Annotated in this window: 27 protein-coding genes; 8 read left to right on the top strand and 19 right to left on the bottom strand. The window is 59.0% G+C overall.

Annotated elements, in window-relative coordinates; translation table 11 throughout:
* Nucleotides 1-5 precede the first annotated feature (5 nt).
* The 6 genes from GSF67_RS23935 to traC form a co-directional block, all read right to left on the bottom strand.
* Nucleotides 6-284: an HU family DNA-binding protein gene (locus tag GSF67_RS23935; RefSeq protein ID WP_006315296.1), complete on the bottom strand. Its 279-nt coding sequence runs from the start codon at nucleotides 282-284 to the stop codon at nucleotides 6-8.
* Nucleotides 285-363: 79 nt separating this feature from the next.
* On the bottom strand, nucleotides 364-648 hold the full coding sequence (locus GSF67_RS23930) for a WGR domain-containing protein (protein WP_006315297.1): 285 nt from the start codon (nucleotides 646-648) through the stop codon (nucleotides 364-366).
* Nucleotides 649-726: 78 nt separating this feature from the next.
* Nucleotides 727-1,167 (bottom strand): thermonuclease family protein, encoded by a 441-nt coding sequence (locus GSF67_RS23925; RefSeq protein ID WP_006315298.1) that lies wholly within the window; start codon nucleotides 1,165-1,167, stop codon nucleotides 727-729.
* Nucleotides 1,164-3,134, bottom strand: a complete 1,971-nt coding sequence (gene traG, locus GSF67_RS23920) for a Ti-type conjugative transfer system protein TraG (RefSeq protein ID WP_006315299.1) — start codon at nucleotides 3,132-3,134, stop codon at nucleotides 1,164-1,166. Before traG ends, GSF67_RS23925 begins: the two co-directional genes overlap by 4 nt.
* On the bottom strand, nucleotides 3,121-3,336 hold the full coding sequence (gene traD / locus GSF67_RS23915; protein WP_006315300.1) for a type IV conjugative transfer system coupling protein TraD: 216 nt from the start codon (nucleotides 3,334-3,336) through the stop codon (nucleotides 3,121-3,123). The genes traG and traD overlap by 14 nt, the downstream gene beginning before the upstream one ends.
* A gap of 4 nt (nucleotides 3,337-3,340) precedes the next feature.
* A complete protein-coding gene (traC, locus tag GSF67_RS23910) occupies nucleotides 3,341-3,637 on the bottom strand; it encodes a conjugal transfer protein TraC (RefSeq protein WP_006315301.1) in 297 nt (98 codons plus the stop codon).
* A gap of 255 nt (nucleotides 3,638-3,892) precedes the next feature.
* Between traC and traA the strand changes: the two genes are divergently transcribed.
* From traA to GSF67_RS23885, 5 genes are all read left to right on the top strand, one after another.
* A complete protein-coding gene (traA, locus tag GSF67_RS23905) occupies nucleotides 3,893-7,195 on the top strand; it encodes a Ti-type conjugative transfer relaxase TraA (RefSeq protein WP_006315302.1) in 3,303 nt (1,100 codons plus the stop codon).
* Nucleotides 7,192-7,722: a conjugative transfer signal peptidase TraF gene (gene traF / locus GSF67_RS23900; RefSeq protein ID WP_006315303.1), complete on the top strand. Its 531-nt coding sequence runs from the start codon at nucleotides 7,192-7,194 to the stop codon at nucleotides 7,720-7,722. Before traA ends, traF begins: the two co-directional genes overlap by 4 nt.
* A gap of 16 nt (nucleotides 7,723-7,738) precedes the next feature.
* Nucleotides 7,739-8,938 carry a conjugal transfer protein TraB gene (locus tag GSF67_RS23895; RefSeq protein WP_035216298.1) on the top strand — a complete coding sequence of 400 codons (1,200 nt, stop codon included), beginning with the start codon at nucleotides 7,739-7,741 and terminating at the stop codon, nucleotides 8,936-8,938.
* A 12-nt stretch (nucleotides 8,939-8,950) separates the two neighbouring features.
* A complete protein-coding gene (locus GSF67_RS23890) occupies nucleotides 8,951-9,577 on the top strand; it encodes a TraH family protein (RefSeq protein ID WP_006315305.1) in 627 nt (208 codons plus the stop codon).
* Between the two features lie 316 nt (nucleotides 9,578-9,893).
* Complete coding sequence (locus GSF67_RS23885) at nucleotides 9,894-10,202, top strand: transcriptional repressor TraM (RefSeq protein ID WP_035216303.1); 309 nt, start codon at nucleotides 9,894-9,896, stop codon at nucleotides 10,200-10,202.
* Between the two features lie 10 nt (nucleotides 10,203-10,212).
* On the opposite strand, the gene traR is transcribed toward GSF67_RS23885, so the two are convergent.
* Complete coding sequence (traR, locus tag GSF67_RS23880; RefSeq protein ID WP_006315307.1) at nucleotides 10,213-10,917, bottom strand: transcriptional regulator TraR; 705 nt, start codon at nucleotides 10,915-10,917, stop codon at nucleotides 10,213-10,215.
* A 301-nt stretch (nucleotides 10,918-11,218) separates the two neighbouring features.
* Here traR and GSF67_RS23875 point away from each other — a divergent pair, with 301 nt between their 5' ends.
* Nucleotides 11,219-11,956 carry a hypothetical protein gene (locus tag GSF67_RS23875; RefSeq protein ID WP_006316654.1) on the top strand — a complete coding sequence of 246 codons (738 nt, stop codon included), beginning with the start codon at nucleotides 11,219-11,221 and terminating at the stop codon, nucleotides 11,954-11,956.
* A 6-nt stretch (nucleotides 11,957-11,962) separates the two neighbouring features.
* Here the strand turns inward: GSF67_RS23875 and GSF67_RS23870 are convergent, their stop codons facing one another.
* The 11 genes from GSF67_RS23870 to GSF67_RS23820 all read right to left on the bottom strand — a co-directional run bounded on the left by GSF67_RS23870 (nucleotide 11,963) and on the right by GSF67_RS23820 (nucleotide 22,999).
* Entirely contained in the window at nucleotides 11,963-13,384 is a 1,422-nt protein-coding gene (locus GSF67_RS23870) for an ISNCY-like element ISRel10 family transposase (protein WP_035216922.1), read from the bottom strand.
* A 241-nt stretch (nucleotides 13,385-13,625) separates the two neighbouring features.
* Complete coding sequence (locus GSF67_RS23865; protein WP_006313630.1) at nucleotides 13,626-14,498, bottom strand: D-amino-acid transaminase; 873 nt, start codon at nucleotides 14,496-14,498, stop codon at nucleotides 13,626-13,628.
* A gap of 61 nt (nucleotides 14,499-14,559) precedes the next feature.
* Nucleotides 14,560-15,495, bottom strand: a complete 936-nt coding sequence (locus GSF67_RS23860; RefSeq protein WP_006313629.1) for a glyoxylate/hydroxypyruvate reductase A — start codon at nucleotides 15,493-15,495, stop codon at nucleotides 14,560-14,562.
* 31 nt (nucleotides 15,496-15,526) lie between these two features.
* Nucleotides 15,527-15,940, bottom strand: a complete 414-nt coding sequence (locus GSF67_RS23855) for a VOC family protein (protein ID WP_006313628.1) — start codon at nucleotides 15,938-15,940, stop codon at nucleotides 15,527-15,529.
* 39 nt (nucleotides 15,941-15,979) lie between these two features.
* Nucleotides 15,980-17,203 (bottom strand): gamma-glutamyl-gamma-aminobutyrate hydrolase family protein, encoded by a 1,224-nt coding sequence (locus GSF67_RS23850; protein WP_006313627.1) that lies wholly within the window; start codon nucleotides 17,201-17,203, stop codon nucleotides 15,980-15,982.
* Between the two features lie 26 nt (nucleotides 17,204-17,229).
* Nucleotides 17,230-18,399: a Xaa-Pro peptidase family protein gene (locus tag GSF67_RS23845; protein WP_006313626.1), complete on the bottom strand. Its 1,170-nt coding sequence runs from the start codon at nucleotides 18,397-18,399 to the stop codon at nucleotides 17,230-17,232.
* Nucleotides 18,396-19,493 (bottom strand): mandelate racemase/muconate lactonizing enzyme family protein, encoded by a 1,098-nt coding sequence (locus GSF67_RS23840; RefSeq protein WP_006313625.1) that lies wholly within the window; start codon nucleotides 19,491-19,493, stop codon nucleotides 18,396-18,398. The genes GSF67_RS23845 and GSF67_RS23840 overlap by 4 nt, the downstream gene beginning before the upstream one ends.
* Nucleotides 19,490-20,653: a M20 family metallopeptidase gene (locus GSF67_RS23835; RefSeq protein ID WP_006313624.1), complete on the bottom strand. Its 1,164-nt coding sequence runs from the start codon at nucleotides 20,651-20,653 to the stop codon at nucleotides 19,490-19,492. The genes GSF67_RS23840 and GSF67_RS23835 overlap by 4 nt, the downstream gene beginning before the upstream one ends.
* Nucleotides 20,654-20,666: 13 nt before the next feature.
* Complete coding sequence (locus GSF67_RS23830; protein ID WP_006313623.1) at nucleotides 20,667-21,431, bottom strand: amino acid ABC transporter ATP-binding protein; 765 nt, start codon at nucleotides 21,429-21,431, stop codon at nucleotides 20,667-20,669.
* Nucleotides 21,428-22,156, bottom strand: coding sequence for an amino acid ABC transporter permease (locus tag GSF67_RS23825; protein ID WP_006313622.1), 729 nt, complete (start codon nucleotides 22,154-22,156; stop codon nucleotides 21,428-21,430). The genes GSF67_RS23830 and GSF67_RS23825 overlap by 4 nt, the downstream gene beginning before the upstream one ends.
* Nucleotides 22,157-22,189: 33 nt before the next feature.
* Entirely contained in the window at nucleotides 22,190-22,999 is an 810-nt protein-coding gene (locus GSF67_RS23820; RefSeq protein WP_006313621.1) for an ABC transporter substrate-binding protein, read from the bottom strand.
* Between the two features lie 276 nt (nucleotides 23,000-23,275).
* Here GSF67_RS23820 and GSF67_RS23815 point away from each other — a divergent pair, with 276 nt between their 5' ends.
* A complete protein-coding gene (locus GSF67_RS23815; protein ID WP_174021984.1) occupies nucleotides 23,276-24,205 on the top strand; it encodes a GntR family transcriptional regulator in 930 nt (309 codons plus the stop codon).
* Nucleotides 24,206-24,278: 73 nt separating this feature from the next.
* Here the strand turns inward: GSF67_RS23815 and GSF67_RS23810 are convergent, their stop codons facing one another.
* Complete coding sequence (locus tag GSF67_RS23810) at nucleotides 24,279-25,025, bottom strand: Crp/Fnr family transcriptional regulator (protein ID WP_006313619.1); 747 nt, start codon at nucleotides 25,023-25,025, stop codon at nucleotides 24,279-24,281.
* Nucleotides 25,026-25,441: 416 nt separating this feature from the next.
* Here GSF67_RS23810 and GSF67_RS23805 point away from each other — a divergent pair, with 416 nt between their 5' ends.
* On the top strand, nucleotides 25,442-25,744 hold the full coding sequence (locus GSF67_RS23805; protein WP_006313618.1) for a hypothetical protein: 303 nt from the start codon (nucleotides 25,442-25,444) through the stop codon (nucleotides 25,742-25,744).
* Nucleotides 25,745-25,965 lie beyond the last annotated feature (221 nt).

Here is a 25,965-nt window from a genome sequence, read left to right as displayed (position 1 = left end):
AAGGATCACTTGTTCAGTGCATCCTTGAGCGCCTTGGCAGGCGCGAAAGTAAGTTTCTTTGAAGCGGCAACCGTCATCTTCTCTCCGGTCGCAGGATTGCGGCCCTCGCGCTCAGGCGATGCCTTCACCTTAAATTTGCCGAAGCCTGGGATCGAAGTTTCAGCGTCGGAGCCGGCTGCATCGGCGATCGCCTGGAACACGGCTTCGATGATGCCCTTGGCCTGGACCTTGGTCAGGCCGTTGTCGGCTGCAATCTTGTCGGCGATCTCATTGGTAGTGGTCATGGAAAATCCTCGTATATTGAACAATGCGAAATCTGTGTCAGCTTATGATCGGATTGTCACCTAAAACGCGGGAAGCAGATCAGATCCGGCGGATGTCCACAGGTCGTTTCGGCCGATAGCCCCGTTTGCGCTTTTCGCCGAGGATATCGAGGAACAGGCGGACGGCCTGGCTCTCATTGTCGAACAGATGCACCATCTGCTGGCCCCGGGTTCCGATCCGGCCCCAGGCACGCACCAGTGACACCTCGCCGAACAGTGTTGGCTGAACGGCAAGTGCGTAAAACCGCGCCATGTTCTTTTCAGGCGCGATACGCTCGATATAGAGGTGGTAGGGCTGCGTGATCATAAACACAGAATCGCGCATTCGGATTCTGCCGTCCAATGAGAGTTTTGAATCGGATGGGCACTATCGATTCACAACGTTGATCCGTCGGCATCCGGTTCATTCGCACCAACTCCGGCGAGACCCTTCCCATTTACGAGCTAAGCCTTCTGCGACGAGAATATCTCCGACCGAGCGCCGATCCCGGTAGACAATCCTGAGCTTCCGGCCGAAGCGGTCTTCATCGCTGGCGCCAACCTTGAACGAGAGCGGACCCGAATTGAGGATGACGAGCAGACGCTGTTTCGCCGCAAGGCCGCGCTCGCGTTCGCGCTCGCATCTCGGCGGGCTGAGCTCCGGCGTGTCGATGTCGGCGATCCTGATCTTCTCACCTCGAAACCAGAATGTATCACCGTCCACCACGCAGGTGATCCGTTGCCCGCTTCCGCAGAGTGAGAAGGCTTCGCTCGCGCTGCTCGGTTGCGCCGAGGCAACAGATGCGAGGACGCCAATGGCTAAAGGAGATAGGCTGGCAATTGCCGTAAAAAGTTTCACTGTCATGTCTCTTCATTGTCTGTATTCGGAGCGGCCTTATAGCTCTTCACACCGTCTGTGGCTTGTTTGTGAAACCGGTTTCCTCCAACGCACGCGCTCATGTCCTTACGTCTGAACCAGATGGCGCGTCCACATCTGAGCGGCGGATTGCCCGCGGTGAAGACGATCTGTTCATCACCGCGCATGCGCAATACCTCGTGCGGTAAGATCAGTGGGCGGCGGGTGAGTTGCTTCGACCGTGAGCGTGACGATCCCTTCATTCCGGAAGAACGGTTCGTCTGGTCCACCTCGACCGTGGTGTCGCCGCAGCGCTTGGATATGTACTCTGCGGTCTCCGGATCGTTAATCGCCGCGAACGAAATCCACGATGCAGACTCGAACCATTTCGAGCTGGCGTCACGACCGCCATAGGCTTCGCGCATCTGCCCGATCGACTGGAAGATCAGCGCCAGACTGATGCCATATTTACGCCCGGCGTCGCGGGCGGTTTCCAAGATGCGCAAATAGCCAAGGCGCGCCACTTCATCGAGCAGGAACAAGGTTCTCCCTGCGACCTCGCCGTTGCGGTTATAGATCGCATTGAGGAAGGAGCCGATGACCACACGTGCCAGTCCCGGATGCGCCTCCAGGACCTTGAGGTCTAGGGCGATGAAAATGTCCGTGACGCCGGTCGCGAGCTCGTCGGTCGAGAAGCTGTCGCCGGACACGAGGGCGGCATAGTTCGTATAGGAAAGCCAGTGCGTCTCCTTGACTGCATTGGCGTAAACGCCGCTGAATGTCTCCGGCGTCATGTTGACAAACACCGCGACGTTCTCGCGGACGAAGGTGGATTCCGACTGCTCGTAAATCCGCGTCAACCGCTCTCGCAGTTTCGGTTCGGGCTCGGATAGATTGACGCGGACACGGCGCAGCGTCTGGTCCTTTGCGCCCGTATGCCCGGACAGGCAGACGTCGGCGATCAGGGCGGTCAGCAGCTGCATGGCCGATGCGCGGAAGAAATCGTCGCGGGCAGACGCCGAGCGTGCATTGTCGGTCATGATCCATGTCGCGACCGCAACAATGTCCTCTTCCTTTGTGCCGCCGAAGCGGCCGATCCAGTCGAGTGCATTAAAGCCGGTCGCGGGGTTGGCGGGATCGAGCACGATGACCTTGCGGCCAGCTTTTCGCCGGTAATCGACCACCATTGGCGCGACCTCGCTCGACGGATCGAGCACAACGAGCCCGCCGCCCCATTTGAGTGCGGTCGGGATCGTGACGGACGTCGTCTTGAAACCACCGGAGCCGGCGAAGACGATGCCATGCGAAGAACCGAACGAGCCGTCGAAGCAGAGCAGCGGCGACTTACCGCCGCCACCCCAGCTCTGTAGATCATCGGCGCGGAACGCCGTCGCCGCGACACGGTCATGATCGACCCGGTATCGCTCACCGACGACGATGCCGCCAGCATCGGGAAAAAGCTTCGCGGCCTTAGCCAAACTCATCCAGTTGGCATCACCATGCACTGCCCGTTTGCCACCGACGCGCGTTGGCCCTCCTTGAGCAAACGCGGCATTGCCTTTGATGGCGACGCGCAAGGCAAACACGGCGCTGAAGAATGCGGCGCTGGCGCCAACCATGGTCGCCGGATCGGCATAGCCGAGAACCGATTGTCCCACTGGCACGCTGCTGGCGATGCCGGCGAGGCGGATTGCTTCCCGCACGACTGCGATGACGATCACCGCGCAGTTTCCGGCAAGCACGCTCAACGCGGCCGTCTTGATATTGGCCGATCCATTCGCTGCGAACAGCGAGATGACGCCGATTGCGGCCCCAGCGACATAGGGCAGACCGAGACCGGCACGGCCGAGGAAAAGCTTAACCTGTGCGCTCGTCCCCAGAGCCGCTAGCCGGTGCTCCATACCCGTCGTCCCGAACATGACGACCAGCATGATGATTGCAGGAAGAACCCCGAGAAGCAGCCTATTCACCGTCATCGCCAAACGCCTCCGCACCGATGGATGTCAGGCGCAATCGCTCCGCCTCATTGTCCTTGATCCGGTTGCTCGCATCGATCAAAAGACCGAGCAGCAGCGCCCGTTTTTCGTATCGCAAGCCGGCCTTTACGATCAGGCCACCGAGCTCGATCTTCTCGCGCGTGTCCTTTTTGCGCGCTTCTGTTGTCATCCCCTTCGCCATCCGATCAAGCCTCACCAGGCCCGCTCGCATCCGTGCCAGATGCGAGCGACGGGCGCGCATCGCGATCTGGCTTTTCAACGCGCCCATTCTCTTTTCCGGTCGTCGGTCCTTTGCCTCCGCGAAACTGCCCGACGATTTCCTCGAAGGCCGCCTGAAGCTCGGCCTCCTCGATCTCGATCTCACCAATGCCGGCCTTCAGCGCGATCCGCCCGATGCGTTCGGCCTCGCGTGTTTCGGCCGCTCTCAGCTGGTCCTGCAATCTGGCGATTTCTTCCCTGATCTTCGACGATGGCTTCTTCATTCCGGATGCTCTCCTTAGAGTTTGGCGTTGCTGCTGCGACGCCAAACTTCTCCCGGATGCGCTGGAAAAGACATCTGCAGATCTGCAGATCGCCAAGGGCGATGCTTTTGTGAATGATCCCGCCGTTCCGAAGGGGCGGCTTCCCAAGGGCGCAATTATACGTCGCGATGCGACGTGTTGCTTTTTCGCCCCGGCGTGGCCAGACGGCTCCCCGCCGCTCCCGATGAACTTGGTTCTAACTGGGAGCTCTCCGTCGTGGCCATCGCCCATTTCTCAGCCAGCATCGTCAGCCGCGGCTCGGGCCGCAGCGTGGTGCTGTCTGCGGCCTACCGGCATTGCGCGAAGATGGAATTTGAGCGTGAAGCCCGCACCATCGACTACACCCGCAAGCAGCGGCTCCTTCACGAGGAGTTTGCTCTCCCGGCCGACGCCCCGAAATGGGTCCGCTCGCTGATCGCCGACCGCTCGGTCTCCGGTGCCTCTGAAGCCTTCTGGAACAAGGTCGAAGCTTTCGAGAAACGTGCCGACGCGCAGCTGGCGCGCGATCTGACCATTGCACTACCGCTGGAGCTGTCCGCCGACCAGAACATCGCCTTGGTGCGGGATTTCGTCGAGAAACACATTCTTGCGAAAGGCATGGTCGCCGACTGGGTGTTCCACGATAATCCCGGCAATCCGCATATTCATCTGATGACCACGTTGCGGCCACTCTCCGAGGACGGCTTCGGGTCGAAAAAGATCGCGGTCATGGGCGATGACGGCCAGCCGGTCCGTACGAAATCTGGCAAGATCCTCTATGAACTCTGGGCTGGATCGACCGAGGACTTCAACGTCTTGCGCGACGGCTGGTTCGAGCGGCAAAACCATCATCTGGCGTTGGGCGGCATCGACCTCAAGATCGATGGCCGGTCCTATGAGAAGCAGGGTATCGATCTCGAGCCGACCATCCATCTGGGTGTTGGCACCAAGGCGATAGAGCGCAAGGCGGAGCAACAGGGTGTGCGGCCGGAGCTCGAAAGGATCGAGCTGAACGACGCACGACGCGCGGAAAATGCCCGCCGGATCCTGAAGGACCCCGCGATCGTTCTTGACCTGATCATGCGGGAGAAGAGTGTCTTCAACGAACGCGATGTCGCAAAGGTCCTGCATCGCTATGTCGACGATCCCGCCGTCTTCCAACAGCTGATGCTGCGCATCATGCTGAACCCCGAGGTGCTTCGGCTTCAGCGCGACACGATCGATTTTGCGACCGGAGAGATGGTGCCGGCTCGCTACTCGACCCAAGCGATGATCCGGCTGGAAGCGACGATGGCACGGCAGGCCACCTGGCTGTCGGAGCGCGAAGGACGCGCTGTCTCCGGGACCATTCTGGAGGGGACGTTCCAGCGACATGAGCAGCTGTCGGAAGAGCAGAGAACCGCTATCGAGCGAATCGCCGGTCCTGCCCGGATTGCCGCGGTCGTCGGCCGTGCGGGCGCCGGCAAGACTACGATGATGAAAGCCGCCCGTGAGGCATGGGAACTGGCTGGATACCGGGTCGTTGGCGGTGCACTTGCGGGCAAGGCAGCTGAGGGTCTGGAGAAGGAGGCCGGCATCGAGAGCCGGACGCTTGCGTCCTGGGAGCTGCGTTGGAACCGTGGCCGTGACGTTCTGGACGACAAGACGATCTTCGTCATGGACGAGGCCGGCATGGTCGCCTCGAAACAGATGGCCGGGTTTGTCGATGCGGTGGTCAGGGCGGGTGCGAAGATCGTCCTGGTTGGCGATCCCGAACAGCTTCAGCCGATCGAGGCGGGCGCTGCTTTCCGCGCCATTGTCGATCGCATTGGTTACGCCGAACTCGAAACCATCTATCGCCAGCGCGCGGACTGGATGCGCAAGGCGTCGCTCGATCTCGCACGCGGCAATGTCGAGAAGGCGCTCATCACATATCAGCGCGAGGGCAGGGTACTCGGCTCGCGTCTGAAATCCGAAGCTGTCGAATATCTCATCGCCGATTGGAACCGGGATTACGATCAGACCAAGACGACGCTGATCCTCGCCCATCTGCGCCGCGACGTCCGGATGCTCAATGTCATGGCCCGCGAAAAGCTGATCGAACGCGGCGTTGTCGGCGAGGGCCACGTCTTCAAGACGGCCGATGGTGTCAGGCGGTTCGACGCCGGCGACCAGATCGTCTTCCTGAAGAACGAAGGATCGCTCGGCGTCAAGAATGGCATGATTGCCCATATCGCCGAGGCTCAACCGAACCGCATCGTGGCCGTGGTCGGCGAGGGGGATCATCGTCGGCATGTCGTGGTCGAACAGCGGTTCTACAACAATCTCGATCACGGCTACGCCACCACGATTCACAAGAGCCAGGGTGCCACCGTCGACAGGGTCAAGGTGCTCGCTTCCCTGTCCCTGGATCGGCATCTGACCTATGTGGCGATGACCCGTCATCGTGAGGATCTGCAGCTCTACTACGGTACCAGATCCTTCTCCTTCAACGGCGGCCTGGCCAAGGTTCTCTCCCGGAGACAAGCCAAGGAGACGACGCTCGATTACGAGCGCGGCCAGCTCTATCGCGAGGCGTTGCGCTTCTCGGAGAACCGTGGCCTGTACATCGTCCAGGTCGCTCGCACGCTGGTACGCGATCGGCTCGACTGGACATTGCGCGAGAAGGCAAAGCTTGTCGAACTCGGCCAGCGCCTTGCCGCCTTCGCCGCACGCCTCGGCATCACCCAATCCCCGAACCCTCACACGATGAAGGAGGCCGCACCCATGGTCGCAGGCACCAAGACATTCGCTGGCTCTGTTGCCGATACGGTCGGTGACAAGCTTGGCGCCGATCCCGCGCTGAAACGGCAATGGGAGGAGGTCTCGGCGCGTTTCGCTTACGTCTTCGCCGATCCGGAAACCGCATTCCGCGCGATGAACTTCGACGCGGTTTTGGCAGAGAAGGAAATGGCGAAACAGGTTCTCCGGAAAATCGAGGTGGAGCCGGCTTCGATCGGCCCGCTGAAGGGCAAGACCGGCATTCTCGCCACTAGGTCGGCCCGCGAGGCGCGTCGTGTCGCCGAGGTCAATATTCCGGCCCTGAAGCGGGATCTCGAGCAATATCTGCGGATGCGCGAAATGGTTACGCAGAGGCTGCAAGCGGACGAGCAGGCCCTGCGTCAGCGGGTTTCGATCGACATTCCGGCGCTGTCGCCGGCGGCGCACGTGGTGTTAGAGCGGGTGCGCGATGCCATCGACCGAAACGATCTGCCATCCGCGATGGCCTATGCGCTCAGCAATCGGGAGACCAAACTCGAAATCGACGAATTCAACAAGGCCGTCACCGAACGCTTCGGCGAGCGCACGTTGTTGAGCAACGCTGCCCATGAGCCCTCCGGAAAACTGTACGAAGAGCTTTCCAAGGGCATGAAGCCGGAACAGAAGGAGGAGCTCAAACAAGCCTGGCCGGTGATGCGGACAGCGCAACAGCTCTCCGCCCATGAGCGCACCGTCCAATCGCTAAGACAAGCCGAGGAACAGCGTCTCACCCAGCGCCAAACGCCGGTGCGGAAGCAATGAAGCAGGGATCGGTTCTCGTGTTTTTGACCGGCGCTGTCGTCTTCACGTCAACGCTTGCGGCGACTGGGTTCACGGGCGGCTACCGGCTGAACCTGACCCCAAGCGAGCCGCTCGGCCTCTGGCGTATCGAGGAGCTTCAACGTCCGGTCTCTATCGGCGATCTTGTGTTTTTATGCCCGCCCGCGACAGCCCTCTTCGAGGAGGCGAGGCGGCGCGGATACCTGCGTGGAGGGCTGTGCCCTAGCGGATTTGCGCCGCTGATAAAATCGGTCGCCGCACTTCCCGGACAGCGTGTCGACATTACCGATCACGTGCTCATCGATGGTCGCCAGGTTCCCGCGTCGTCTGTGTGGCGCACGGACGGCGAAGGCAGGGCAATCAAACCCGATCCCGGCGGTTTCGTACCGCCGCATCATCTGTTTCTTCATTCACCCTTTGCGAGTTCTTATGACAGCAGATACTTTGGTCCGGTTCCGATTTCCGGTCTTCTCGGTCTGGCGCGGCCGGTACTCACTTTTGATCCGTGATCGCGGTGGCGATCATATGACTGATCGCTGGAAATCGATCCTCCTGATCATCGCGGCCATTGCCTGCGGGTGGGTCGGCTGGAGCGGCGAGGTGCTTCTTCTGCCGCTCGCCATGTTCTTTCCTTTGCTCTGGGCGATGGCGTCGTCACGCTCGATCTCAGCACTTGTGGCGGCGAGCTATTTCCTGGCCGCCTCCCGCGGGTTGCCGCAGGGTGTGGCCAACTTCTATAGCGCCGATCTCTGGCCGGGGCTTTTGCTCTGGGTAGTGGCGTCCGCATCCTTCGTCACTGTCCATGCGATGTTTTGGACGAAACCCCGTGGCGAAAACGCTTCCGAGAGAAAAGGAACGGATGCGGCGAGGGCGCTACGCTATCTGCTCGTGTTGGCGCTGATAGGGCTGCCGCCGTTCGGCATTACCGGCTGGGCGCATCCCGTGACAGGGGCCGGCGTGCTGTTTCCCGGTTGGGGATGGTCGGGACTGTCCGCGATGGCGACCGGCCTGCTCATCATGACAACGAGGCGTTGGCCGGCCGCAGCCATCATCCTTGGGGGATTCTGGCTTTGGTCCGCCGCGACGTGGACGGAACCGAAACTACCCGATGCATGGAGGGGCGTCGACCTTCAACTGGGACAAAACCTCGGTCGCGATGGATCGCTTCTGTATCACCGTGACCTGATCGCAACGATGCTGCGTAGAATTGCTACGCATCCGGACACGCGTGTCGTGGTCCTGCCGGAAAGCACGCTCGGCTTCTGGACACCGACGGTCGCGCGTGTCTGGCGGGACGGTCTGCGGGGCTCAGGTCTTACCGTCATCGCAGGTGCCGCAGTCGTTGATCCCAAGGGCTATGACAATGTGATGGTGGTGATCTTGGCCGATGCAGCGAACATCCTCTATCGTGAGCGCATGCCGGTTCCCGGCTCCATGTGGCAGCCGTGGTTGCGATGGACCAGCCAAGGCGGTGGCGCGCGGGCCGACTTCTTCGGCAATCCGGTGGTCAATGTCGACGGGATCAGGATCACACCGCTGATCTGCTACGAGCAACTCATTCTTTGGCCGGTCCTGCAATCGATGCTGCATGCGCCCGAAGTGATCGTTGCCGTTGGCAACGGCTGGTGGACCGAAAACACCTCGATCGTCGCCATTCAGAAAGCGAGCGTCGCAGCCTGGGCAAGGCTCTTTGGCCTGCCCGTCGTCATGGCCTTCAACATATAAGAGATCCCTACGGTGCTCGATGCCGTTCTTATCCATCAATGCGCCGATCCGTCCCTCAAGCCCACAATCGTCGAGCAGTTCATCGCGAAGGCCGGATCGCAGGACCCTCTCGCCATCACCGTGCGCTCCGCCGACCGGGTGGTGCTGGTGCCGAAGCCGACGACGCCGGAGGAGGCACTGGCTCTGATCCGCGACAATCTGGGTCGCAATACCGTTCGTGTGGGTATCACCCAGTATCCGGCAGGCGCCGGCCTCCTCGACGCCGGTCAGTTGAAGTCGGATATGGTTGAACCTTGTGAGAATATCCGCATTGGGACGGCGCTCTTTGCCAAGGTCTTTCGCATCGTTTCGAAATGGTATGGAAATCCGGCGGCGAAAGAAGTCCTGCCACAGGTCGTGGATGATGCGGTCATCGCCTGGCAGACGGGGTATTTCGAAGGTGTGGCGGTGTTCCGGGCGGAGGATCCCGGGGACGTGAAGCTCGCGCAGCCCGAAACGGCTGATCCTGAGACATCCGAACAAGATATTCCTCCTGCAAAAGACGGTGGTGCAGCTGAGCCAGCGACCGACGCGGGAGCGTCCGATCCGAACAAGGCAGGCATCAGGATCGATCTTTCGGGGATCGGTGCAAGGCCGTAACCAGGATCTCTCTGCAGATCTGCAAAGCGATTGTTCTTCCAATACCCTAGCGGAAACGTCCTGGAGCTTTTATAAGACCCGGCAGGGCAGTACGCGCTGCCCGGGGGTGTGGAAACCTCTATCTGGCGGTTGGTGTCGGCCGATACGACACCAGAATCCTCTGGCCATTGGCCGGTGGGCCTGCGACGTATGTCCAGGTGCCCCGGTGCTAAAGGTCGCAGGACTGTCCAGATACAGTTTCCAACCCCCGGCTTGGGATCAGAGATTAACGTTTGCGGGGGCGCACCGCAGACAATATCTTAGGGTTGGATCACCAATGGATTTGAGAGATTCAGTAGTGTCGGACACATGTGAACTGCGCCCGGTGATCGGACTCACGCGCGGACTTCCAACTTCAGACATCGAAACTTTGGCGGTGAATGCCATTCGGTTGCACAGGAAGTTCGTGGAAAAGGCGGATCAGTTTTTCCAGGCGCTGCCGGAGGATTATAAGACGGGGAAATCTGTAGGCGGCAAACAGCATCTCGAATACGTCGAAGCGATGATCGAGATGCATGCGCAGATGAGCGCGGTGAACACGCTCATTGGCCTTTTGGGCTACATTCCGAAGGTTTCAGTCAACTAGAGACCCGCGCCTAGATGAGGCCAGCGCGGATGGCAAGTGCCACCAGGTGTGGCATCGTATGGATCTGGAAGCGCTTTCTCGCCTCCTCAAGTTTGCTTTTCACGGAATTGTATTTGACGCCTTCGAGATCGGCAGCTTCTTCCATCGTCTTTCCGACTGAGATCCAGTTGAGGTAGGCGGCCTCCTTCGGGTCGAGCCAGGCCGGGTGCTGTGCAGTCGGCGTTAGGGGCAGCAAGGACATGCGGGTGTGGAGCTGCCCAACAGCAGCGGCTGCCGCGACAGGATCGATATCGCGTTCGAGGTCAATCGAGGATTTGTCAGAAGCGAGCGTGAACATGGAAGTCGATCCGTTGGCAGCTCTAATGGGTATGGTGATTCCAGAACGGATCCCGAAATCCGCTGCCTGATCGAAGAACGCCCGCTCCTCCTTCGACAGGTGCCGCCGTTCATGCTCTCCGCTCCACGTAAACACTCGCTTCATCGACTTTGCGCGGTTTACGATCGGATCGATGGCCTCGAATTTTCTTTTGAAATAGATCGACCGCCAATCGGACGGGTAATTTGATGAGGCAATCGTGTGGCCCGGTCGGATGTATAGATACGCGTAGCCGAAAAAACCCGCTTGATGGGCAAGATGGGTCAAAGCATCCTTGACAACATTTTCGTCGCCTCGAAGCGCAGCAAGATCGATTAGCTTGTCCAGCCAATGTTGCATATTTTACTCCGTAAATTGTCAGACGGGACAGTCCACGAGGTGCTCCTCATAAATTGCAATCAGCCATTTAATCTATGTATGTCAAAGCTGGTTAGAGATGCGGTGTCGCCAGCCAGTTAGAAACGCGACACCGGCTCTGATGATCAGCCCCCGATCCGGCCGGCTGGGCCGGGTTGAAAGGGCGGAGCGGGGGCGGGTGAGGGACCACCCCTTCGGCTTTAGCTTTCTCAGTAGCAATTCTTCCATCGCCGGCTGATACTCCTTTACGCCGCATGGGGCGGGTAGGGATCAAAGCGGAACGATGCTTCCGGAAATCAAGCTGCAGGGTGACGTCGATGGCGCCGCGCTGTCACCTCTTCTTCGCGGCATGCTTCTTGCGGTTGCCTATGCTGACGCTGAGGGTGGCATAGGATTGACCGCGACCGGCGCCATGAACCGCAAGTTCGTGCACTGGGCCGCTGTGAATTTCCTTTGGCCCGACTTCACAGCCGAAGACCTCCACAGCATGAGCAAAGTGCTGAACGAAAGTGACATGCCGCCGCTCTGGGTCGTGCGGGACATGACCCGCCATCTGAAGCTTCTTCGCCAGAAAAAGGATGTGCTGCTGCCAACCAAACGAGGTCACGAGTTTCTGGTGAACCCGCAAGCCTTCTTCGATCTCGTCGCCACGGATTATCTCTACTCCTATGTCCACGCTACCGAGCGCAAAGAAGAGGTCCAAGCTCGGTTACGTTGGTGGCGCATGTTCCTCAATCTTCTCAATATCAAGGCGAGAGAGGGCTGTACGCCATCGGAGGTCGTGAAGATCCTCTATCCAGACATGGCACCTCTGTCCGCCACCGAAATGACCTTGGAAGCCTGGGAGCTCAAATCCGATCTCCAATATGGCGTCCTGCGGCGCCTGTGCTGGCTGGGCCTGCTTTATGAGGCACGAGAAGGGCTCACGCTTCTTCAAGACGGAGCCTTCCACAAGACGCCGCTTTGGTCCGCCTGCCTGCAATTGGAGTCAGATACGCAAAGCGATATCGGCGTGCATTGACGCCCTTTATTCCGCAGTCGGCTGCCTCAATAACGCTTTCTCCCGCCGTGCGATCACCGCCGGATCGTTCATGTAATCCGTTCTCGGCTTGCGTCCACGCTTCTGGTAGCCGTTCCCCGTGCTGCCATCGCGAATGCCGAACATATGGTCCGTCTGCCCAGTTCGCCGTGGTCCGCCCTTGCTGCGCTGCTGCTCCCGCCCAGCCTGCAGCTCGGCGACAACAGACAGCATGTCGTCCAACCGCTTGTTATCGACGACCTCGGCGCGATGCACGGAGCGTAACGTGTCAAAGGTTCTGTAGGGCAGGGCAAAACTCTCGTGCATGATCTCGAGGCGCCCGTCCGGATAGTCGCAAACGACGACCTTCTTACCCGCCAGGGACCTGGAAAGATCTATCGGATCAAGGATGAACAGCACCTTGTCATAGCGCAGCGTCAAAGCCTGCGACAGCGTGCGAACTTCCTTGCGGCACATGGCGCCATCGAGGTTCTCGTGGTCGGCCAACGGCCGGTGCATGTCCTTCGGATTACGCGGCTGTTTGCCAAAACGCGCGTTGAAATCCGCAATGAACTCAGGCGCATAGGCGTTGGCTTCCTCGATCGTGTCGATGCCGCGCAGCCGCATTTCCTTGACCAGCCGATCCTGCAGTGTCTGGTTCGCACGTTCGACGCGGCCTTTGGCCTGCGGGGTATTGGCACAGATGATATCGATGTTCAGCTCATAAAGCGCGCGGCCGAATTGTGTCAGGCCGCTCGTCCGGTCCTTCTCCGACGCATGGGTCGAACGAAAGACACCGTGCTTGTCACTGTAGAAGGCCAGCGGTTTGCCCCATTGCTGCAGATAGGCCTTGGTCGCGTGCAGATAGTCGAAGGTGTTCTCCGAGCCGGCAAACCGTAGATGCAGCAGCTTGCCGGTGGCGTCGTCGATATAGACGAGCAGGGCGCATTTGGGCCCACGGTTCTCGAACCACCAGTGATGCGAGCCATCGATCTGCACCAGTTCGCCAAAGCAATCACGTCGGCCGCGTGGCTGGAAAACCCGCTTCTTGCTTTCCCGACGCGAGACCCAGATGCCGGCCTCGGTCATCCATTGCCGCAGGGTCTCCTTGGCGACCGAGATCCGGTGCAGCTCGATCAGCTTCTCACGCGCCAGCGTCGGACCGAAATCCAGATAGCGTTCGCGGATCAGGTCCAGCGCCGCATTGCGGAACTCCTCGCTATGGCGCCGGTTGCTCGGTCGCGATCGCTTCTTGGAAACAAGCCCGGCCGGACCATCCCGGTCATAAGCCTGCAGCAGCCGATGGACCTGACTTCGACTGAGGTCGAGCCGCTCGGCGGCCTGGACAACGCTCAGGCGTTCGTCACGGATCTTCTGGATGAGTTCGAGGCGATGCAATTCTTTCTGCGACATAGTGATCAAACAGGACATGACGACTCCGACCGCTCATGGTCTCGACCAGGCTGAAGATCGTCATCCTTGCTCCCGACATTGGCATTGACCAGTCGTCGAGAGGCGAGACTATCGCATCTCTAACTGGCCCAACTGTCGCATTACTAAATAGCCCTTACATATTTAGATCGCATAATCTATCTTATGGAACTTTTATTCCGCGATGTCCCGCAGGGCAATGTTGCCATATGCCGCATCGCCGATTTAACGTGAATGCCCACTAGATGCGGGCACCAACGGCTTTTTCCAGGTAGACTTCTCGCAACCGCCGGCTGACGGGACCGATCGTCCCGTCGCCGATCATCTGACCGTCGATCGACACGACCGATGTGACGAAGGATGTCGCAGAGGTGATGAAGGCTTCCCTCGCCTCGAGTGCCTCGGCGATCGTGAAGGAGCGCTCGTCGAGAGCATAACCAGCCTCCTCCGCGAAGCGCAGGACGGCGGCGCGTGTTATGCCATGCAGGATATCGGACGACAGGCTGCGCGTGACAATTTTACCGTCGGCAGTGACGATATAGGCATTGGCTGACGAGGCTTCGGTGACCAGCCCGTCCTGCACCAGCCAGGCATCGTCGGCTCCGGCCTCATGGGCCGCATTCTTTGCCATTGACGGATAGAGAAGCTGGACCGTCTTGATGTCACGGCGGCCCCAGCGGATATCGGGAAGCGAGATAACCTTGAGACCACGTTTGGCGAGCGGGCTTTCGAGCACCGGACGAGCCTGGGTGAACATCACCACGACGGGCGGCGTATCCTTCGACGGGAAGTTGAAGTCGCGATCGGCGTTACCGCGCGAGATTTGCATATAGATCAGGCCTTCTTCGACATTATTGTCGGCGACCAGCTTGCGATGAACGGCCAGCAGTTCTTCCGTGCTCATCGGCGTGGGCATGTCGAGCTCCTTGAGGGAGCGAGCAAGACGGATCATGTGGCCATCGAAATCAACGAGCTTGCCGCCAATGATGCAGGTCACTTCGTAGATGGCATCCGCAAACAGATAACCGCGGTCGAAGATCGAAACCTTGCCTTCTGATTCCGGGCAATATTGGCCGTTGACATAGACGATACGTTCAGGAGAGCTCATGTTCATACAGTTCCAGGGAAAGAGGTGACGTTGTAATGATGTGACGTTCGTACTGGCGCTACGTGCATCAGTACCCGCGCGCCAGATCGACGGTCGGGGGAAGTGCTCCGCTGCTGCGGTAGGTCAGGATATTGCCAGCCACGATAGCGGCCGCCGTTTCCCGATCCGTCGGCGCCGAGATATGCGGTAGCACGGTGATCGCGGGATGACCCCAGAGCTTATTGTCCGGTGGCAGCGGTTCCACATCGAAGACATCAAGCACCGCATGTTTCATGGCGCCGGAATCAAGCGCCCTGATCAGATCGTCTGCGACGACGATGGGTCCGCGGGCGAAATTGATCAGAGATGCGCCCTCCGGCAGCATGGAAAGGCGCACGGCATCGATAAGTCCACGGGTCTCGCCGGTGAGAGGAAGGAGACAGACCAGAATTTCCGAGCGGCCGAGAAGCTCCTCGAGCCCCCGATCGCCATGGAAGGTCTGCACGCCGTCAATCTCCTTGTGGGACCGGCTCCAACCGATCACATTGAAACCGGCATGCCTGAGACGAGCCGCGGATTCCGCGCCAAGAGCGCCCAATCCGAGCAGGCCGATCGTGACATCCTGGGGCCGGCGATAGGCCAGTTGCTGCCAGACGCGCTGGCGCTGGAAATTCGCATAGGCGGGCATGTCGCGAAACAGATAATATGTCCAGGCCAGCACCGCTTCCGCCATGGTTTGGCTCAGCTGCGGATCGACCAGACGCACGATCGGCATACGGCTTTCACCAAGCTCTGCAACAAGGCGTTCGACACCCGCCCAGACGCTGTGAATCCATTTCAGGTTCGGCAATCTTGCAATATCCGCCGGATCGGGATTGGCGACGATCGCGATGTCGGCCTTTTCCCGTGCCGCCTCATCGAGTTGCCGGAACGGCACGATCGTTTCACCCGGCATTTTCCGTGAAAGCGACGTCAGCCAGAGCCTCTCCGCGTCCTCGCTCATACGTGTCACCAGCACAATCATCGAATGATCTCCTCTTTCGCTGCCTTCGAGTTCAGTGCGCAAAGACGCTGTCGAAATCCCTGAAACCCTTGACTTCAATTGGGTTGCCGCTTGGATCGAAGAAGAACATCGTGCGCTGCTCGCCCGGCTCACCTTCAAAACGAACGACCGGCGGTATGTCGAAGGCAATGCCGGCATCTTCGAGACGTCTTGCAAGGGCAAACCATGCTTCGAGTTCAAGAACCACGCCGAGATGCGGCATCATCACCATGTGATTGCCGACCTTGCCCGTGCGCGTCGTTTCGAAAGGCTTGCCGAGATGCATGGAAATCTGGTGGCCGAAGAAATCGAAATCGACCCAGGTGTCGGTGCTGCGTCCCTCCTGACATCCCAGAACGCCGCCATAAAAGCGGCGGGTCTCGTCGAGGTCGGTGACGTGATAGGCAAGGTGGAAAAGCGAACGCATGGATGTTTCCTCTCATTTTTTCTGTTGAATGATATCGGCTCACGAAGCCTGTGACTGCCTGCGAAGCGCCGCCTCAAGAAAGGCGACAAGGAGTGGATGCGGCGCATCTGGGCGGGACGATAGTTCGGGATGGCTCTGCATGCCCATATAAAACGGATGGCCGACGACTTCGATTGCATCAACGACAGAGCCGTTCACCCCGCGTGCCGCAACCCGAAGTCCGTGCGTTTCCATCTCCCTGACTAGATCCGGATTGAGCCTGTAGCGGTGGTTGCATCGCACGATGGTGCCGTGAGGGATCAGACCGGCCAGTCGCGTGCCGGCAGTGGGCTCGGTCTGCTGATCACCGGTGCGATGCTCGGGAAGCGGCCCGCCATCGGCTGTCGTCCCGCCGGCCATGGCCAGAAAAGTCTTGATGCCGGCATCCGGATCCGCCTCCGCCAGATTTGCATTGCGGCGACCGAAGGCCCTCCACGCGACGGCAGTCGCCATTGTTTGCATGCCGAGGCAGAGGCCGACGATCGGAAGCTGGTTTTCAAGGGCGAAGGCGGCGACAGCCGTCTGCCCGGCCACGTTTTTCATGTCGGCGCCACCTGGCAGCAGAATGCCCGCATAGGGTCGAAGCGTCTGTTCGGCATCGGCCTCATCGAACCCGACAGGATCGATGAAGTTTATAGCCAGCGGCAGACGCAAACTGTCTGCCGCATCGGCAAGGCTTGCCAAGGCCGCCGGGTAGACATCCACATGGTCGCTCCTTGCACCAACCAGCGCGATCGTCAGGGCCGTCTCGGTCGGCGCCTTCGGTTTGTCCAGCCTGATGCGGCCGAACTGATCGCGCCAGGTGATCACTGTCCCGGTCGCTTCATCCGCAAACTGGTGAACGCCGTCGGCAATCCTGATCGTTTCAACCGACACCGCTTGCAGTTGCGCCGCGGCAAAAAGGCCTGCCACCGCGTTGGCGTCAGCCAGGAACGCCGGATGGATCGGAACCACGATATCGGCTTCGCGGGCGGCATCGATCACTGCCTCGACCGTTGCGACAGGTTCGATCGGTTTTCCCGAAAGCCGCTCGAACCAGCAAAGCCCGCTTGCGGCAAGCCCGCCGGACGCGACCACATGCTGTTCCGCGTCCGCATGACGTTTGGTATCGAAGCGCGACGCCAAATGCATGAACCCGCAATTGCGCCTGACCGCAACCGCTGCTGCAGCGGCGCCATAAAGTGCCGGACTGCCAGTATCATGGTGAACGAGGATCAAGCCCATCGTCAGATCCTTTCGATGCTGTGGCGTCAGACGATCAGCAGGTTGCGATCGATCGAGCCGAGGGCGCGATAGCCTGTCTCGGTGACGACGATCGTCTCGCTGACGCCAACCGTGAAACGGCCATAGATGCGCAGCGCCGGCGGAAGGTGAAAGGTCATGCCCGGCTGCAGCTCTGTCTTGACGCCGGCGTTGAGGCTTAGAATGGCACCCTCGCCCCAATCCGGGGCAAACGATATGCCGACGCTGTAGCCGAGGCGTTTCTTGAAGTTTTCCGTATAGCCGGCGCGGTCGATGACCTTCTGGCAGGCGATATGCGGTACTTCGCAGGCGACGCCCGGGCGGATCGTATCGAGCGAGACCTGCAAGGCCTCCTGGCAGGCCTTCATCATGTCAACTGCCTCCCTCGGCGGTTCGCCGATCCAGGCCGAGCGCATCAGCGCCGCATGATAGCGATCATGGCACGCGGCCATCTCCAGAAATGCCGGATCACCGTCGGTGATGGCACGGCGGCGCCAGGTTCCGTGCGGAACCCCCGTGCGCGGACCCACGGAAACGAGCGGCTCCATGCCGAGATATTCCGACCCGGCCGCAATTGCGGACCCCAACATGGCGGAAACGAGATCGTTTTCCGTGGCACCGACGCGAACCGCTGCGAGACCGGCCCGCATGCCATCGTCGACATAGGCTGCGGCCTTCTCAAGCTTTTCCACCTCGAGCGGCGACTTGATGGCACGGAGCCTTTCGATCACGCCTGCCCCATCGCCGATTGTGCCGAGACGGGCCTGAAGTGCTTCATAGACGGCGATCGGCAGGAACCATCCACGCTTGTCTATGGCAATGCGCCTGGAGGCCAGCCCCCGGCTTTCAATAAGCTTCACCAGGAGAGCAAGCGGATCCTCGCCGTCCTGATACGCGACCGCATCAGAAATGAAGGTATTGGCGATGAAATTGAAATATTCCAGCTGGCGGATGAGGAAAACCGGATCGCCATCGGCCGGCAGGATCAACGCCTGAAACGTATAGTAACCCGGTGTCTGCTGACCGCACAAATAGAAGATATTCTCAGGCCCGGTCACGATCAGCGCATCGAGGCCCGCTGCCGAAAGACCTTCGCGGGCGAGCGCCTGACGGCGCGCGTATTCTTCCCTGGGGAAAGCAGATTCCTGCCCCTGAACGATATCGCTCGGTATGCTCATGCTCCAAACTCCTTCACGAGATGCGTCCTTGCCGCATCAAATTCCAAACCCAAACCCGTTGTGGCAGGTCCCTCGACGCCGCCATTCCGATAGACCAGTCCGTCGGCAGCGTCGTTTTCAAGTCCGTCGGCACCGTAAAGCTCGGCAAAGCGGGGACTGACCGCCGCGCTAAGGTGAAGCGCTGCCGCCGTCGCGACCGCACCTTCGTTCATCTGACCCACCATGAACGGAATATTCGCATTCGAAAGCTGCCTTGCCGCAGCAAGGCTTGCCGCGATACCCCCCAGTTTCACCAGTTTCAGGTGCGCCCAGAGACGTCCATTCAAGGCCACGATCGCATCGATATCGGCCGATGTCGCAACACTTTCATCCAGCATCAGCGGCACCGGGCTGGCCTCGGCCAGACGGCCCAAAATATCCCAGTCGCCCGGCGCAACCGGCTGCTCCACATAGGCGAGCCCGAAACGAGCGAGCGCCAGCAGGTTTTCACTGGCCTCCGTCTCGCTCCATGCCCCGTTGGCATCGATTGCAAGCTTGACCTCGTCACCGAAATTCTGCCGGAGGGCCTCAAGACGCGCGATGTCGGCTGAGAAGTCTCCACCACCGACGCGCACCTTCAGGTCGCGGAAACCGCGTGCCACATAGGTTCCCGCGTGAGTCAGAAACCGCTCGGTCGAAGATATGAAGAGCGTCTGATTGGTGGCGTAACGCACCATCGATCCCGCCTTGCCTCCGAGCATGGCACAAACGGTAACGCCGTTGCTTCGGGCAACGAGATCGTGAAGGGCGATATCGATCAGCATGGACACCGGAGCGATCATGTCCGTGCGCGCCGCCAGTTCGGCCTGCATCGCCGCCGGTTCCTGCGACCAGTCCATATCACCCAGGGTCAGCAATGCCTGCTCGACACAGACCTCCGGGCTGATCCCGTTCAGATAGGCGATATTAATACGAACCTCGCCGATACCGATGTGGCCACCATGTTCAAGCCACAGATAAAGCGTATCGAGCCCGGCAACAGGGCCGGAGGCAGCCGTATGGAGGAGGAGCCCGTCGCAATATTGGAGCGTGGCCCTGTGCAGAGAGGCTCTCATGGGTTTGGCCGCAGCATCTTTCTGGCAACGTCGCGGTAGATGACGCTGCAGGTGACGAACTCATCCAGCGGCACGAATTCGTCAGCCTTGTGGGCAACCGAAAGGCTGCCCGGTCCAATGACGGTGCCCTGCGCGCCGAGCGAGCGGAAATGCACGAGGTCGCAGCCACCCTGAAACCCGAATGGGCCGGGGTCGGAGGTGCCGCTCGCCCTACAGGCCTCCAGACTTGCGGCCACGATAGACTGGTCGGCCCCCGTTTCCGTGGCGCTACCGGTCGTCGCCTTGTAATCAACGATTTCCGCCTTCACGCCAAACCGGTCGTAGGCATCCTTCAGAAGCGCGGCAAATTCCTGCTTGACGGCGTCCTCGCTTTCGCCCGGCACCATACGCCGGTCGAGCAGTAGGTCGCAGGAGCCGGGAAGAACGTTATCCGCATGACCACCGGAAATACGCGTAACCGTCAGGCTCGCCTCGCCGACGAGCGGGTGCGTCCGCTTGCGGACGACATTGTTGTGGAACGCCTCGACCAGTGTCAGAAGCTGGCCGGCCCGATAGATCGCATTGTCGCCGAGCTGCGGCGTGCCGGAGTGCGCGGTGACACCGTGTACACGCACGACCGGGCGCAGACTGCCCTTATGTGCGGAATAGGTCGTGTTGGACGTAGGTTCGCCGACCACGGCAAAATCGATCTTCGGTCTGGCGGCGGCGTAATATTTGGCGCCTTCGCTGGCGATCTCCTCATCCCCGACAAAAACGCCGAGAAGTGTGCCGGACCATGCCGTGCGGTCTGCCGCCAGCATCCGCATCGCTTCGATCATCGCGATCAGAGGCCCCTTGCAGTCACAGGCGCCGCGACCGAAGAGCTTGCCATCGTCCTCCCGCAGGATAAAAGCGTCGGTTGTCCAGCCGTCGCCTGCTGGAACCGTGTCCATATGCGTGTTGAAGGCGAAAACCGGACCGGGGCCGTTCTCAATCCTCGCCTCCACGTTGAAACGGCCCGGCTTGTATTCGGTCAGCGACACCGAAAACCCTTCGTCCTTCAAAAGGCGCTCAACGTAGACGGCAACATCCGCTTCACCGCCGGGCGGATTTTCGCTGCGGATCGCGATGATTTCGGCGAGCTCGCGTTTCATGCGCGCGATATCTGGCATAATGGTCATAATAACGTTTCACCTAGTGCAATATCTGGTCGAGGAAGCGAGTGGCCCGTTCGTTCACGGTTCCGCCGAAAAAGGAATCGCGCGGTGCGTTTTCAATCACCTCGCCATTTTCCATGAAGACGATCTGGTCCGCGGCGCGCTTGGCAAAGCCCATTTCATGGGTCACGACGATGCTGGTCATGCCCTCGCTGCTGAGTTCGGCCATCACATCCAGCACTTCGCGGATCATTTCCGGGTCCAGCGCCGAGGTCGGCTCGTCATAGAGCATCAGTTTCGGTTTCATGGCGAGGGCTCTTGCAATCGCGATACGCTGCTGCTGGCCACCGGACAGTTCGTCAGGAAAGAAATCGGCGCGTTCGGGAATGCGTACTTTCTTCAGAAGATCCATGGCGATATCATGGGCATCGCTGCGGCTCATGCCGAGTACCTTCATCGGTGCGAGCATGATGTTTTCGATAGCGGTCAGATGTTGGAAAAGTTCGAAATTCTGGAATACCATGCCGATCTGGCGGCGGATTTTCGGAGCTTGACGCAATTCCCGGGCGATATCGTCGCCCTCGAAGAAGATATTGCCGTCATCGGCAGGCTCGAGCAGGTTGATGCATCGCAGCAGCGTCGACTTGCCGGATCCCGAGGGGCCAATGATGACCATGGTTTCGCGGCTGTGCACGTTGAGGCTGCACGACTTGAGGATTTTAAGGTCGCCAAAGCTTTTGTTGATCCCCATGATCTCGAGCAAAGGCTTTTCTTCGCGGCTATTCATGGATGTTTCCTTCATCGCGCATCTGTCTTTGCGGTGAGCGCGGCAAGACGCGCCATCAATGAAACAGAACGGCGTTTTCCACGCGGACGTTTGCGGTCGAGTGCTCGTTCGAGGAGATATTGAAAGCCCATGAAGATGGAGGTGAGCGCCAGATAATAGATACCCGCAGCTGTCAGAGCCTCGAAATACTTGAAGTTGGAACTCGCCGTCTGATTGGCGACAAGCAGCAGTTCCTCGACCGCAACAACAGATACGAGGGCGCTCGTCTTTAGCATCCCGATCATCTGGTTGCCGGTCGGCGGCAAGACGATGCGGGCGGCCTGCGGTATGACGATGTAACACATCACGGCAAACCGGGTCATGCCGAGCGCAAGGCCCGCCGTGCGCTGACCTTTCTTGACCGCCTGCAGGCCCGAGCGAATGATCTCTGCCATATAGGCACCTTCATTCAGGGACAGCGCGATGACGGCACTGACAAAGGCCGACAACATCACACCGAAGGTCGGCAGGACGTTGTAAATGAATATGATCTGGAACAGGACCGGCGTACCGCGAAACAACCACAGATAAACGAGCGTGAATATCTGCAGTGGCCTGATGCGGGATTCCTGCAGAAGCGCCACGATGAGGCCCGCGATCATTCCGAAGAACAACGACGTCACCGTGATGACCAGTGTCAGCAATGCGCCATGGAAGAAAGCGGGCGAGAAGACATAGTCGAAGACCAGATCAAGTGACATCCCGCTCTCCTTTTCTCTTTATTGCCGAACAGGTCAGTTGAAGATCGCTACCGATGCGGGCAGCTTCCACTTTTCAATCAGGGACTTGTAGGTGCCGTCTGCGACGACCTCGCCCAGCGCATCCTTGATCGCCTTCTGCACGGCGGCATCACCCTTGCGTGTCGCCATGCCGATGCTGGTATTCGATTCAAACTCCTCGCCGACGGTCTCATAAACACCGGGAACAGAACTCTGCAGGACAACGGCGCCGGGGGTGGAATCGAAGGTGGCATCTGCACGCCCCTGACGAAGGGTTAGCGCCGAGTCCTGGGCTGTCGGGAAAGTCAGCACCTTCACACCTTCAAGGCCCTTTGCCTTGCACCGCGTATCGTCTGCGCGCGCCTGGCTTTCCTGAATGCCGCCGAGGGTTACGGAAACGGTTTTGCCGCACAGGCTGTCATCCCGGCCGGTGATCTTCTTCGGATTGCCTGCCTTTACCAGCACCATATTGCCGATCTTCAGGTAGGGAATGAAATCGACCTGCTCCGAGCGGGCCGGATTGATGTACATGGCCGAATTGATGAGATCGATACGTCCACCGATCAGCGCGGGAATAAGCCCCTTGAACTCCATGTTCATCGGCTTCGCCTCAGCCTTCAGCTTCTTGGAAAGAGCCGAAATGAGATCGATGTCGAAGCCGGTGAGTTGATCGCCCTTCTGGAATTCGAATGGAGCGAACGTCGCGGCGACGCCATATGTCAGGGCGCCCTTTTCCACCAACCCGGTGCCGGGCAGTTCAGCAGCAGTTGCCGAAGCGGCAATTCCAAGCGGTACAATCAATGCGGCGAGAATGGTCTTGAGCATGCGCGTTCCCTTACTGTTGTATCAACATTGCATTTTATGAGCACAACAATACAATTCGGAAAATTCGAGAGTCAAGCAATAATGTTAAATATTGCGCAATTCTAGACTTTGCCTATTTATTGAACAAAAGGCTAAAATCATGGCAAAATCGCATAATTTAGACCTATACCTGTATTCCAGGCCCCTCCACCACTGAGGCGATTATTGGTGATGGACTTTTTATCACGAATAGCTTTTAGTTTGGCCTCACCAGAAAGAGCCTCACGATTGTACAAGATGTCGAATAGAGATACAAAACTGACGCCAGCCATAACCACCAATGCGCAGCAGGGTCGACATCGCCTTGCCAACCAGATTCTCGACCTTATCCGCGACGCGAAATTCGAGATCGGGCATCACCTGCGCGAACAGCAGCTCGGCGATATGCTGGGTGTGTCGCGCACACCAGTCAGAGCGGCACTCAACCTGCTGGCCGAACGCGGTATTGTCGAGGCGAGGAAAAACCAGGGATTCTTTCTGAAGGCCCAGCAGGGCGCTCTCCACCGCACCGAAGTGGAGGTACCCGCCACCGCGGATCAGGATCTCTACACGCGCATCGTCGAGGACAGGCTTTCGGGCGCGCTTGGCGACAGCATCACCCAGGTTGAAATGACAAGGCGTTACATGGTCGATCGCTCCCTTTTGCAGCGGACGCTCGCCCATCTGGTCAATGACGGCCTGCTTTCGCGCAATCGCGGACGCGGCTGGACTTTTCGACCGACCCTCGATTCCGAGATGGCGTTGCGTGACAGTTATGATTACCGCAGCACCCTGGAGCCGGCCGGCCTGCTTCTTGGCAGCTTCCAGATCGACGCCGGCCTTTTGGAACGCTCCCGCCTCGAGCATCTCTATCTTGAAGGCCATCCCGAAATCGCGGGCGTCGACCCCCGCCAGTTATTTGAAACGGATGCCCAGTTTCATGAAATGATCGCGGCATTCAGCGGCAACATGTTCTTTCTGCAAGCCATCCAGCAACAGAACAGGCTGAGGCGACTTCTCGAATTTGGCGGATATTCAAACCGTCGTCGCGTCCGGGACTGGTGCCGCGAGCATCTGGATATAATCGCTGCAATCTTAGAGGGCGACAGGTTAAGGGCATCGAAGCTGATGTTAAATCATCTTAGTGCTGCAAGGGGAGCCGCACGCCACTATCCGAAGTCCGACTAGAAGCAATAAACCGTAAGACGATAAAAAGCACGGGCAACAGGAGATGCTTAAAACCATCCGCTTCGCCGAAGTGCTAGGCAGAAAAGAGTGACGGCGTGGCAACATCCGCCTGCATACGGGCCATTAGCCTCTCATATTCTTTTTCCGGAGCGCCATAGGTTATGGTGGCGACCTCTTCCAAAATGCTGCGATTGATGATCCGGACGTTTCCGCGTCTGGCACGAATAGCATGGATGCCTTCTAGAACATGTAATTCGTTGGTGATCCCCGGCCGCCTTACCCCAAGAACTGTCGAGAGAAATTCATGGGTAATGGGCAGATCATCCGTATCGAGCCGATCATGACACATCAGCAGCCAGCGCGCGAGCCTCTCCCGCAGACCATATTGCCCATTTGCAAGGACAAGATGCCCGACCTGAAGCAGGCAGATATTGATATAGCCCAGCAAGAGCTCGCGTAAGCGCGTGTCCTCGTCCATTGCCTGTCTTATTTCAACAGTCGTGATCAGGAAGCCCCGACCGCCCACACACATGATGGTTTCACTCGGCGTCGTTTCCGCGCCCAGCAGAGCGGGCCAGCCCGTGATACCCTCTCGCCCGACCAGCACAGTTTCAATGCTCTTGCCACCGTCGTCACGGACAACGGTCGATGCCAAGCCGCTTTCGATAAAACAGAGATGTGAAATAAGCATGTCAGAGGTGACGAGCCGATGTCCCATGGGCAAATCAACGGGCTCCATTCGCGATACAAGCCGCGCGAGCCCTTCTTTGCCGATGATTTGCAATAGTCGATTATAAACGCAAAAACCTGATTCAAGCATAGCGGTTAGTCTGGTTCGCCCCTCTGCTCGAAAACATCAACCTGCAATCATATTAGCAGCGGAAAATCGAATGAAAACAGTGAGTACGTTTCCGTACAAACGCGCGGGAACTCGATTGTATGAGTGACGAGACGTGCCAAAATTCCAAACTCAGGCGCATGTTCGACGCAACATCACAACTGAACTGTCGTCGGGTCTCCCCGCCCCGCTCGAAATTCTGGTTGATGGCCGGACGAGCGGGCCTAACGCCTTGGCCAACCCGCAACGTCTGCCACCTGCTTCCAGTCCGGAAGCGTCAGCACGTCATAGCTTTTGTCGCAGAACTCCTCTGAGACGACTTAGCCAAGCCGAGCTGCAGAAGGAACAAGCTGTTCCCATCATGGTTAGGGACCACCGGACAGGGAGGTTTGAACACCATGCAAAAGAACATCGAATACCAGATCATGGCCCATGAAAACGGGTGGGCCGTTGTCGTCTGTGACGTCATAAGGGGCACTTACCCCAGCAGACACCTTGCTCTTGCGGCTGCAAAGCAGTTGGAGAGCGACGTAGTTTCGACGGAAGAAGCGGAGCACTTGGGTGCAGTCGCGCATCTGACCCTAACTGATGCAGTCGCATCCGACCGGTTGCGAATCTCGCGCCAGATGACGGTGGCTGTGTCTTATCAGGTGGATCTCCCTTGCGACGCGGAAGCGGAGAAGTCAGCATTCCATCGTTGATCGCTGGACCATATCTGAGAGCCGGGAGGGGCTAGGTTGGGCGGCGGAGGTGCCTTGTCCAAACGTGTCCGGGTTCCCGTAGAAAAACAGAATGCACCACGATGGCAGGAGGGAAATATGAGGAACTCACAGATCCTGACCGTTTTCCACGTGCGGTCGTGCCGCCTCGACCGCCATAATCTATGGCGAAGGGGCGAGAATTTCAGATCGAGCCCTTCAAT

It is taken from the genome of Agrobacterium sp. CGMCC 11546 (assembly GCF_013365515.1).
In the GTDB taxonomy this organism is placed as follows: domain Bacteria; phylum Pseudomonadota; class Alphaproteobacteria; order Rhizobiales; family Rhizobiaceae; genus Agrobacterium; species Agrobacterium fabrum.
This window is presented reverse-complemented; position numbering and strand designations above follow the sequence as displayed.